This is a genomic window from Rhizobacter sp. P3_B12 (assembly GCF_056402895.1).
In genome coordinates this window covers 1-10,602 of record NZ_JBFUGN010000122.1, presented here as the reverse complement: position 1 = coordinate 10,602, position 10,602 = coordinate 1, and the positions used below count along the sequence as shown (strand labels likewise).

Below are 10,602 nucleotides of genomic sequence, written 5' to 3'. Positions count from 1 at the left end.
CCACCCAGCGCCCGCTCCATCAGCGCCTTCTTGAACGCCGACGACGCTTCCGCTATCGCCTCGGCCGTCATCGGCCCTTGAGGGAATTGATCCAGCAGTTCCTTCGGGATCTTCGGCAGCGCCGCCGTCCTCGCAGCGATCGCCTCGTTCTTCGTCTTCGTCTTGCTTGGCATACATGCTCCTGGTCGTCATGCTATGCCTCGCACACAAAATTACTGACAGGCTCGAAGCCGGAAAACTTCGCTCGGCCGGGCTGGCCCGGATGATCCGTCAGACAGCCATGAATCATCAGGCACCGACTCGCACCCGCAGATCATCGACAGAAGCCTGCCAGGCGTCGTATTCATCACTTTCTTGCCAGAGTTCCACCAACTCGGAATTCTCGGCAAGGATGCGAGCGATTGCGGCTTGCGCCTTGTCCACCAGTTCCACCGACGGTTTGAGTGGATGGTCGGCCACCCATTTGTCGGCAATTTCCGTGTACGAGGTCCTCTCGCCGGAATTGCCTCCCAGCCTGGCCAGGACCTCAATGGCCGCGATTGCAACGGACGCCTCCGGCGCTTCCAGGTAGTCGTCGCCGACCGAAAGCACCGCGTCGATCGCTTCTTCGATGGGGCCGAGGTCGTCGGCTTCTTCAAGCCCGTAGGCCCAATCCGCAGCATCGTCATTCCCGAAAGGGTCAACAGACCAGGTTCCCATGTGCACTCCTTCTTGAGCTCTCAAACGCCCTCTCAGGCCTGATGAAACAGATGCTCCACAATTTCCTGTGCCCGTGCAACGGAAATTCCATGGACTTGATCGTTGCGGCGCTTCAACGAGCGGAGCGAGACCGGATGGATCAGGCCGTCGGAAGATCATCGACGCTCGTTGCGCCCCGGTTTCGCAGCAGCGCCGCAAGCTCCCGATGCCGATGGGTCAAGGCCACATCGAGCGGCGTGCGCCCGCCGTCCACCCACGCTTCTGCTGCGGCCGTCAGGCAGGCACCGCGGTCGATCAGCGTCATCGCGATCGGAATGGCATTCACGGCACAGGCCCGATGCAGCGCGGTGAAATCCGGGAACCCGCGGGCTTCGAGATCGGCCCCACGCGCCAGCAGCACCTCGACCAGTTGCAAGGCGACCTCCGGCGAATGCTCGAACAGCTGGATGGCGGTATGCAGCGCCAGGTTTCCCTGGTCGTTCAATTGATCCGGATCGGCGCCCAGGTCCAGCAGCACCTGAACCAGTTCGCACTTCTCGTGGAAAACGGCTTGCTCCAACGCGTACTCGGACGACACGGCATCCGGCACGTTCACCAGTTCAGGCTGTCGGCGAACGAACGCGATCACATCCGCCTCCGAGCGATCGCGCAGCAGGTTGCCCCAGAATTCGATGGATGACACCGGCTCAGATTCAGCTCGCCCGGTCATCGATGGCCCGCTCGTAGACCGCCAGATCACTGGCCGAGAAGCAGCAGAACACCACCTCCTCCAACTCGGGAAACTGTGCGGGATGGCCGCGCACCGTGCGGACCGCGACCTGTGCCGCCAGGTCGATCGGATACCCGTAGATGCCGGTGCTGATGCTCGGGAACGCCAGCGACCTGACGCCCTTCGCGCCGGCGACTTCGAGCGACCTCCGGTAGCAGGATGCCAGCAGGTCCGCCTCGCCGTGCTCGCCACCCCGCCAGACCGGCCCGACGGTGTGGACGATGTACTTCGCCTTCAACCGGTAGCCCTTCGTCAGCTTCGCATCGCCCGTCTTGCAGCCGGCCAGCAGTCGGCATTCATGGAGGAGGTCCGGTCCGGCCGCGCGATGGATCGCGCCATCCACGCCGCCACCACCCAGCAGCGACGAGTTGGCAGCGTTGACGATCGCGTCGACGGCGAGGGTCGTGATGTCGGAGCGAAGGGCGCGAAGCGTGGCAGTCATGGCCGGCAGTCTAGCGATCCGGCCGCGCCGGCACCGCCGTGCCATACGCCGGCTTCAGTACCGGCCCGAACGCGAAGTCGACCATCAGCTGCAGGTAGCCCTCCGGCTGGCGCGTCGAGGTGCGGCTGCCGTCGGCCGCCGTCTCGTACTCGTAGATGCCGTGCTCCGTCTTCGGAAACACCGCCGTCGCGATCGGCCGCCCGGCCAGCCGCAGCACGGCCAGGCGGCGCGCCGTCTCTGCACTCGGCGCTTCGAGGTCGTCCTGCGCAAGGACCCACAACTGCGGCACCGTCACGGCAGCGATCGTCGCCATCGGGTCGAACAGCCACGGCGTGCCGGCGTTCAGGTGCTGCGCGAACGCTGCAAGCTCCTCCTTCGTCTTCAGCCCCAGCAGCAGGTAGCAGAAGTCGCCGCGCACGTCCTTGAACCACGGCTCGCCTTCGTAGCGCTGCCGCACCCGCGCGAAACGGTCGAACACCGCCGGCACCGGGTTCAGCGCCAGCGCACCGCAGGCATCCACCAGGTCCATCGCACCGGCCAACGCCTGCGGGCCGTGGCCGGCTGCCGCGATGTTCATCGCGACCGCTTCGCGATCCTCGTCCAGCACCGACACCGCCAGCCCGTAGCCGACGATGAGGAAATCGACCGGCGCGATCCTCGCCGCGAGCGGCGCGACCCAACCCCCCTGGCTCGGGCCGTGGAATCCGATCCTCGCCACGCGCCGGCCGGCCAGCCGCCGGGCTTCCTGCAGCGCCGCGACCGCATCGCGCGCGAGCTGCTCGAAATCCTGCGTGTAGCGCCCGCCGGATGCCCCGGTGCCGCGCTTGTCGTACACGAAGGCGCCGACACCTGCGGCCGGAAAGCGCCGTTGCAGCGAGTCGAAGCGCATCGCCGAGTCGTGCTCCGAGCCCTGCAGCAGCACGACGACCGGCACCGGTCCGTCACCGGCAGGCATCACGAGGCGGCCCGCGAGCGTCGTGCCGTCACTGGTGAACCGCACGTCGATCGTCGGCAGCGCGAGCCGGCGGCCGTGGACGCCACCGAAATCGATCCCGGCCTGCGCGCAGTCGATGCGCACCTGTCGGCCATCGGGCCGCTGCGTCCAGCCCGGCGAACTGACGCCGACCGCCGGGCCCTGGGTCTCGAAGGCGCCCGTCGTTCCATCGGGCCTGCGCCAACGCAGCGAGGTGCCCCGCGACGTGCCCACGTCGACGATGCCGCCATCGTCGAGCCGGTATGCGCCGACGCCGCAGTCGATCGCCGGCTCTTCTGCCGCCTGCGACGCCATCGGCAGCGCCAGGCTGCACAGCCAGGCCATCACGGCCACGCCGCGCACGAAGGGAGCTGCTCGTTCAGACATGGGGATCCTGTTCCAGCCGGTGAGACGGCGAGTGTCCCACCCGCTGGCTGAACCGGTCGATTTCCCCGGCCGTCAAGCTGCGCCGCAGCGCAGCCTGAAGTCCTCGCTCAGGAGTCGTACGCGATGCGTGCCCCCGACCCCGGGGGCGCGCAGGTGTAGGTCGCCTCCTGCCCCGGCACGGTCGCGAGTGCCCGCACCGCGGCGTCGCTGCGCTGGCTGCCGTCGGACGCGACGAAGGCCTGCGCCGTCGGGTTGTAGAGCAGCCCGCGCGACACGCCCCCCTCGACGATGCGCACCACCAGGCTGCACTCGGTGGTCGCGCCGCCCAGTTCCTTCGAGGTGAACGGCGTCGCCGCGCGCTGCAGCAGCAGGTTGATGCGGCCCGCCACCGCCGACGCGTTGCCGCTGTTCAACGTGACCTGCTGGCCGACGATCGGCGCGAGGTCGCTGTCGAAGGCCATCATGAAATCGACCACGTCGCGCCGCGTCGCGTCCGGGTCGAGGATCGGGAAGCCCACCGTGAGCTGCGGGTTGAACACCTTGGCCGTGAAGAAGCGGAACAGCGTGTCCACCGAGCCGTCGTTCACGAAGCCGAAGCCGCGCACCTGCTCGCCGAGGAAGCCGGTGTCGGGCGCGCCGAAGAACTCCACCCGCGGCGAGCCGAACATGCCGACCTTCTGGTACATGTTGCGCAGGTGCGGGATCTTCACGATCTGCGTGATGCCCTCGAAGCTCGCCCGCCCGCCGGTGCCGAAGAAGCCGCTGGCCGGGTCGAGCCGGTGGCAGCCCTCGCAGGTGAAGGCCGTCTGGTTCATCGTCAGGCCGCCGAGTGCGCCCAGGTCGATGCCGTCCGACGGCCGCGTGCCGCTGTAGAAACTGCGCCCGCGCTGCTGCGAGGCGGTCAGCGTGTTGTCGAGCTTGCGGATCGGATTCGGCGGCAGCATCACCGGGATCTGGAAGTCGGCGAACTGCTGCATCTCGGCCTCGCTCAGCGGCGCGGTGCCGCCCAGCAGCCCCTCGAAGGCCACCGCGAAGTTCTTGAACGACAGCGTGCTGTCGGTGCCGCTGCTGCCGAAGATGCCGGTGGCCCGGTCGCCGCGCCAGTGCATCGCGCCGGCGTTGCGCATGCCGCGCAGCGTCTGCGTCGTCATCGGTCCCTTCATCGGGTGGAACTCGTTGGCGTTGTCGCTGCCGTTGACCGGCGACTTCACGCCGAACAGCAGCTTGCCCAGCGCGATCTCCAGCGGCGACGACAGGTTCTTCGTGATCGGGTTGTTGGTGACGCGGTCATCGGGGTTGCCGAGGTCCCAGGCCAGGTCGTCGGCATCGCCGAAGGTGTGGCAGCTCGCGCACGAGGCCTCGCCGTTGGCCGAGAAGCGGCGCGCGTCGTACAGGAACGGCCGCCCGTTGCGCACTGCGGCCGGCTCGGGGTTCTTCATCGCCACCGACGACAGCGTGGTGCGCGAGGCGAGGTCGATCACCTTCACCGCGTTGTCGAAGCGCGTGGTGACGTACAGCCGGCCGCGCGCCTCGTCGAGCACCAGCCCGCTCGGGCCGCCGCCGGCCAGCTCGATGTAGCGCGCGCTCGCGGTGCGCGGGTTGAAGCTGTCGCTCTCCAGCTCGGCGGTGTCGAACACGCCGATGCGGCTGGAGCTGAACGCCGCCACGTACAGCGTGCGGCCGTCGCCGGTGACCGCCATGTCGAGCGGCATCGCCAGCGAATGGTTCTTCATCGTCCAGTCGTAGCCGGGGTTGCCCGGCAGTTTCGAATAGTCGATGTGCTTGTTCAGGTGGCGCGGCGACACCGTCGCGCCCGACAGCACCGTGATGCGCGTCTGCGCGAGCTTGCCCTGCACCGTGTGGCCGGCGTAGGCGCCGGGGCCTTCGAAGCGGGCCTCGTTGATCGCCTCGGTGTTCGAGACGTAGACCGCGCCGCTGACCGGGTTGGTGACCATGTTGAACAGCACCGTGCCGACGCCCGACCAGGCGGTCTTCGGCGCCAGCGTGTTGGCGTCGACGGCGAACACGTCGCGGTCGGGCAGGCTGAACTGCACCGCGTTGTTCCAGTTGCGCTTCAGCTCGTCTTCCCAGCGGCCGTTGGCCTTGTTGAACTTGACGATCAGGCCGACCTCGGGCGCCTGCTTGCCTTCGAAGTTGGTCTTCGGGCCTGGGTTGCCCCCGGGCACGATCTTGAAGTTCGGGCCCAGGCACGGCAGGTTCGGGTTGAAGCCGCCGCAGATCATGCCCGCCAGCACGGTGGTGGTCTGGTTGCCCGACTTGAAGGCCGCGACGTAGACGGTGCTGCGGTCGGGGCTGACCGCGAGCGCGCGCGGCGTGTCGCTGAAGAAGCTCATGATGCGCAGCGGCAGGCCGCCGAACGTGCTGCCCAGGCTGGCGGGGTTGAACACCCACACGTCGGCGCGCCCGATGCCGGGCGTCGTGAGCTGCGGGTCGCCGGCACCGGGCACGCCGGCGAGCGACGGATCGCTGCGCTGCTGCCCGCGGTGCGCGGTGGTGATGAAGGCGCGCTCCGGGTTGCCGGCGAACACGATGTCGCGCGGCTCGTCGCCCACCAGCAGCGTGCGCACCACGCGCGGCGTGCCGCCCAGGTCGACGATGCTGACGCTGTCGGACAGGTGGTTCACCACCCACACCTCGGTGTTGCTGCGCACCGCCACCGAGACCGGTTCCAGCCCCACCGGCACGCGGGCGGCGAGTTGCAGGCCGGCGCTGCCGATGCTGAAGACGTCCAGCGTGTTGTTGGGCGTGTTGGCGACGAACAGGCGTGTGCGGTCGGGCGACATCGCCATCGGCCGCACCGGGCCGCTCTCGAACTGCATGAAGGACGGCGCCTGCGCGTGCGCCGCGAACGGCCCGAACAGCAACAGGGCCAGCACGAGGCCCGCCAGTGACCGCAACGACGACAACAACGACAGGGCAGACCGGGGGCTGCCCCGGCCCGGCATGGGATGCGCTTGCATGTGTGTGTCTCCTTGATTCTTTGTAGGGTTGCGGGCTGCCTTGACGGTGGCTCGCCGCACGATCGTACGGAGCGCCCCGCCGCCGCGCCCCCTCCGCAGGGAGGGGGCGCTACACTGCCGCGCCTCCCCAACCAGGGCTTCACCTCCCCCGGCCGCCGCGATGTCAGAAACGACGATCGAGCCCCCGCTGCTGGCGCCCTCCAGCGTCTCGCGACCCGCCCTGATGGCGCGGCTCGATGCCGCCTCGAAGCTGCGCCTGGTGCTGGTGGCCGCGCCGGCCGGCTCCGGCAAGACGACGCTGTTGACGCAGTGGTTCCGCAACCGAAGGCAGCGGCGCGCGGTGGCCTGGTTGACGCTGGACGGGCCGGTGCCGAGCCCGCGGGCGCTGGCGACGCGGCTGCTGGCCAGCGTGGCGGCCGTCGGCGTGCAGCCACCATCGCCACCCGGCATCGACGGTGCGGTGCCAACCCTGCAGGCACTGCTCGCACAGCGCAGCGGCGACCTGCTGATCGTGATCGACGACGTGCAGCACGCGCAGGACCCGTCCTGCCTCGCATTCCTCGACACGCTGCTGGCAGTGTGCGCGCCCGGCGTGCACTGGGTGCTGTCGGGTCGCTGCATGCCCGGCCTGAACCTGCCGACGTGGCGGTTGCGCGACCAGCTGGAGGTGCTCGACGGCGGCGACCTCGCATTCGACCTCGGCCAGGTCACGCAACTCGGCCGCAAGCTGATGCCCGAGCCGCTGAGCCGGGAACGCGCCGAGCGGTTGCTGGCGATCACGCAGGGCTGGACGGCGGGCGTCAAGCTCGGGCTGCTYGAACACGGTGACCACGGCGACTTCGACGGCGGCCACGTCGACATCGCCGCCTACCTGCAGCGAGAGGTGCTGAGCGAGCAGGCGGCGGCGCTGCAGGAGTTCCTGGTCTCGACCAGCATCGTCGACGCGATGACCGCCGAACTGTGCGATGCGCTGCTCGGCCGCGACGGCTCGCAGGCGGTGCTCGAGAAGCTGGAGCGCCACCAGCTCTTCGTCACCGCGCAGGACAGCCATGGCCTCGCCTTCCGCTACCACCCGCTGTTCCTCGGTTTCCTGCGCAGCCGGCTCGCCGCCGACCCGGCGCGCCAGCGCGCGCTGCACGCACGCGCCAGCCATTGGTATGCGGCGCAGTTGCGCTTCGCCGAGGCGCTGACGCATGCCTTCCAGTCCGGCGAGCCGGCGTGGTGCGCCGAGCTGATGGAACGTGCCGCCGCACGCTGGCAGCAATCGGGCGACATCGCCGAGGTGGTGCGCTGGTGCGAACGGCTGCCTGCGCCGCAGCGGCTGGCGCGGCCGGCGCTGGGCATGACCTTCACCACCTGCCTGGTGCTGTGCCGCCGTTTTGATGAAGCGCGCGCGATGCTGCGCCACCTGGCCGCCGACCCGGCGACGCACGACGGCGCACCGTTCAGCTTCCACCTGCGCACGCTGCAGCAGATCCTGCAGGCGATGCTCGGCGAGCATGCGGCGCTGGGCGTCGAGATGCCGGCGGCCGACGAGAGCGATGGCGACGCCCAGCTGCGCGGCTTGCAGCTGGTCAACCGCGCGTATGCGCTGTTCTGCGCGCACCGCTTCGACGCCGCGTGGCGGCTCGCGATGCGTGCGCGCGAGATCCTGCAGCCGATCAGCCCGTACGGCGAGGGCTATGCGAGCAGCGTGCTGGCGATGGTGGAGCGGGCGAAGGGCGATTTCGGCTCGGCCGCGCGCCGCGTGGAGGCACTGTGGGCCGGCACGCGCCACGGCCCGCGCAATGCGGCGTGGGCGAATGCGGCGACCGCGCTCGCGGTGCTGCGCTACGAGACCAACCGGCTGCCCGAGGCGCGTGCGCTGTGCGAGGAGCTGCTGCCGCTGGTGGAGGCCGGCGGCACCTACGAGACGCTGGTGGCGGCCGCGCGCACCCAGGCCCGCGTGCATGCGGCCGAACGCGAGCCCGAGGCCGCGATGCGCCTGCTCGACTACCTGCACGGCGTGCTCGGTGGCAGCCACGAGCGGCGCTTCGCGGCGCAGGTGTGCTTCGACAAGGTGCGGCTGTGGCTGGCGCTCGGCGAGCCGCAGCGGGCGCGCGAGGCGGCGGCGGAGTTCGGCGTCGTCGATGCGGCCGAGTGGCAGGCCGTGCGGCCCTATGACGAGGCCTGGGAGCGGCGCGGCATGGCGCAGGCCGCGCTGCTGTCGCATGCGCAGCGGCGCGATGAGGCGCGCGCCGTGCTGCAGGTGCTGCGCAGCAGCGCCGAGACAGCCGGCCACGTGCTGCGGCTGCATGCGATCGAAGCGGCACTGGCCAGCAACCTGTGGGAGGCCGGTGCGCGCGACGAGGCGCTGCAGTGCCTGCACCAATCGCTGCTGCGCGCGCGCGGCCATGCGCCGTCGCGCAGCTGGTTCGACGACAACCCGAGCTTCCACCAGGTGCTGGTGGCGGCACTCGCGATGCCGCAGATGCGCCGGCTGGTGCCGGAGCACGTGCTGCGCGTGTTCGGTGCAGCGCTCGGGCGCGGCGAGGCGCGTGCCGCCCATGCGGTGGATGCACTGACGGCGCGCGAGCTGGAGGTGCTGGCGCTGCTGGCCCAGGGGCTGAGCAACCAGCAGATCAGCGCGCGGGCGCAGATCTCGTTGACCACCGTGAAGTGGCACGTGAAGAACATCTTTGCGAAGCTGGACGTGGGGACGCGCGTCGAGGCGTTGGTCCGTGCTCGGGCTTTGCGGCTGGTCTGACAGTTGCCGCTCGCCGGCCTCAGTCCCCCTTGAGCGGGAGCTTGTAGCGTTCGGCGTACTCGTCGTTGAACTCCTTTCGGGTCAGCATCGTGTAGGCGCCGGGCGGTGCCTGGTTCGCAATGTCGGCCACGTGCGAATCGCCGACCTTCCAGACGCCCAGCGTCTCGCTGCGGGTCTCGGCGCCCCGGCCCATGGCCATCGAGCGCAGGAATCTCGCCGGGGCCGTCCCGGTCAGCGGGCCGCGCTGCCCTTCTTCGCGCTCGAGCGGGGCCTTCCACTTCGCCCGAGCCGTCTGCAGCAGCTTCGGGCCTTCCTGTTCCATCACGTCCTTGACCCCCTGGATCAGTTCCCTGTCCGCCGCGATCTGGTCGCGCAGCTCGCCCAGCCCGGTGCACTTCGCCGCCCGCCGGCACAGGGCCAGCACGGGATCGAAGCTGCGGTTCGCCAAGGCAGTCAGGAGTTTCAGGGCCGTCGCCTCCCCGCCGGTGCTGTCGCCCCAGTCCTCCGATTCCGGGCGGGTCGCGCCGGATCTCTGCAGCGCCATCAGGCCGGCCAGCACGTGATTGCAATTGCCGGTCAGCGCCTTCATCAGCTCGGCCTTGCCAGGCCCGTCCTCGTCGATCGGCCCGTCGCCCTTGGCCTCGATCCAGCGCAGCAGGCGATCAGCCCCGCTGCACGCGACGACGCTCGAATAGTTGGCCCGCAACACCATCGGATCCGCCGCGGCCCGGTTGTCGTCGATCGCACCGATCCGGTTCCCCGCCGTCTCCCACCACACCTTGTCCCGCGCCTTGAACGCGCTTTCGTTCCAGTAATCACCCTCGGCCTCGTTCCGGGCGATCTGCTTCTCGATGGCCGGGCGTCCAGGCAGGTTCGTCTCGTCATGCTCCTCGCCGACGACGTTCAGCGTCTTCTTGCTCAAGGGTTTCAACTGCGCAGTGAACGGACCCGCCAGCGGGGCGCGTGAAGGCCCGAACACGGCGGACAGTGCCTGCCGCTGGGCCGTGAGCAACGCAGACTGCTGGATCGCCTCGACCTCCCGGCGCTGGGCCAGCAGACGCGGACTGCGGTCGAAGGCGCCGGCACGCGCGGGCGCCAGCTCGCGGTCGGATGTCGCAGGGCGGGGCCTGCGCTGCAGCGGAAGCGTCCTGGCATGCGTCATGACGGGGTTGTAGTCGCTGCGCCCCATCGAGGCCATCGGTGAATTGCTGATTTCGCGAGGATGCGCAACCGAGGCACCTGCGAGCCGGATCAGTGCAGCCTGCGCGCCCACACCAGCAGCAGGTTGTTGGCAGGCATCGCCACCCGCTCGCGCAGCGCCAGCCCGGACTGCGCGGCCTCCTGTTCAACGTCCTCTCGCCGCCTCAGACCCCAGGCCGCGTTGCGCACGCGCAGGTCGACGTCGAAGCCGAGGTTGCCCGGCGCGGTCTCCACGCCGTCTTCCAGGTAGGGGCCGTACGTGATCAGCACGCCCTGCGGTGCGAGATGCCGCGCCGCAACCCGCATCAGCCCGCCGCAGCAGGCCCAGGGCGCGGCGTGGATCATGTTCGCGCAGAAGACGGCATCGACCTGCGCCGGCACGCCGGGCCACTCGGCCGCCAGCAC

Annotated in this window: 8 protein-coding genes and 1 pseudogene; 1 reads left to right on the top strand and 8 read right to left on the bottom strand. The window is 69.7% G+C overall.

Annotated elements, in window-relative coordinates:
• The 6 genes and pseudogenes from AC1D01_RS09525 to AC1D01_RS09500 form a co-directional block, all read right to left on the bottom strand.
• A pseudogene (locus tag AC1D01_RS09525) lies at positions 1-173 on the bottom strand (IS256 family transposase); the annotation flags it as partial.
• A gap of 115 nt (positions 174-288) precedes the next feature.
• Positions 289-699 (bottom strand): DUF4259 domain-containing protein, encoded by a 411-nt coding sequence (locus AC1D01_RS09520; RefSeq protein WP_477865804.1) that lies wholly within the window; start codon positions 697-699, stop codon positions 289-291.
• A 139-nt stretch (positions 700-838) separates the two neighbouring features.
• Positions 839-1,381: an ankyrin repeat domain-containing protein gene (locus tag AC1D01_RS09515; RefSeq protein ID WP_477865803.1), complete on the bottom strand. Its 543-nt coding sequence runs from the start codon at positions 1,379-1,381 to the stop codon at positions 839-841.
• A 10-nt stretch (positions 1,382-1,391) separates the two neighbouring features.
• Positions 1,392-1,910 carry an O-acetyl-ADP-ribose deacetylase gene (locus tag AC1D01_RS09510; protein WP_477865802.1) on the bottom strand — a complete coding sequence of 173 codons (519 nt, stop codon included), beginning with the start codon at positions 1,908-1,910 and terminating at the stop codon, positions 1,392-1,394.
• Between the two features lie 10 nt (positions 1,911-1,920).
• Positions 1,921-3,270 carry an alpha/beta hydrolase family protein gene (locus AC1D01_RS09505; protein WP_477865801.1) on the bottom strand — a complete coding sequence of 450 codons (1,350 nt, stop codon included), beginning with the start codon at positions 3,268-3,270 and terminating at the stop codon, positions 1,921-1,923.
• 107 nt (positions 3,271-3,377) lie between these two features.
• Positions 3,378-6,251, bottom strand: coding sequence for a YncE family protein (locus tag AC1D01_RS09500; RefSeq protein ID WP_477865800.1), 2,874 nt, complete (start codon positions 6,249-6,251; stop codon positions 3,378-3,380).
• Between the two features lie 160 nt (positions 6,252-6,411).
• Between AC1D01_RS09500 and AC1D01_RS09495 the strand changes: the two genes are divergently transcribed.
• Positions 6,412-8,997 carry a winged helix-turn-helix domain-containing protein gene (locus tag AC1D01_RS09495; protein ID WP_477865799.1) on the top strand — a complete coding sequence of 862 codons (2,586 nt, stop codon included), beginning with the start codon at positions 6,412-6,414 and terminating at the stop codon, positions 8,995-8,997.
• 19 nt (positions 8,998-9,016) lie between these two features.
• Here the strand turns inward: AC1D01_RS09495 and AC1D01_RS09490 are convergent, their stop codons facing one another.
• Positions 9,017-10,270: a hypothetical protein gene (locus AC1D01_RS09490; protein WP_477865798.1), complete on the bottom strand. Its 1,254-nt coding sequence runs from the start codon at positions 10,268-10,270 to the stop codon at positions 9,017-9,019.
• Positions 10,249-10,602, bottom strand: a 354-nt coding sequence (locus tag AC1D01_RS09485) for a DUF938 domain-containing protein (RefSeq protein WP_477865797.1), incomplete at its 5' end; no start/stop codon positions are given. The genes AC1D01_RS09485 and AC1D01_RS09490, both read right to left, overlap by 22 nt.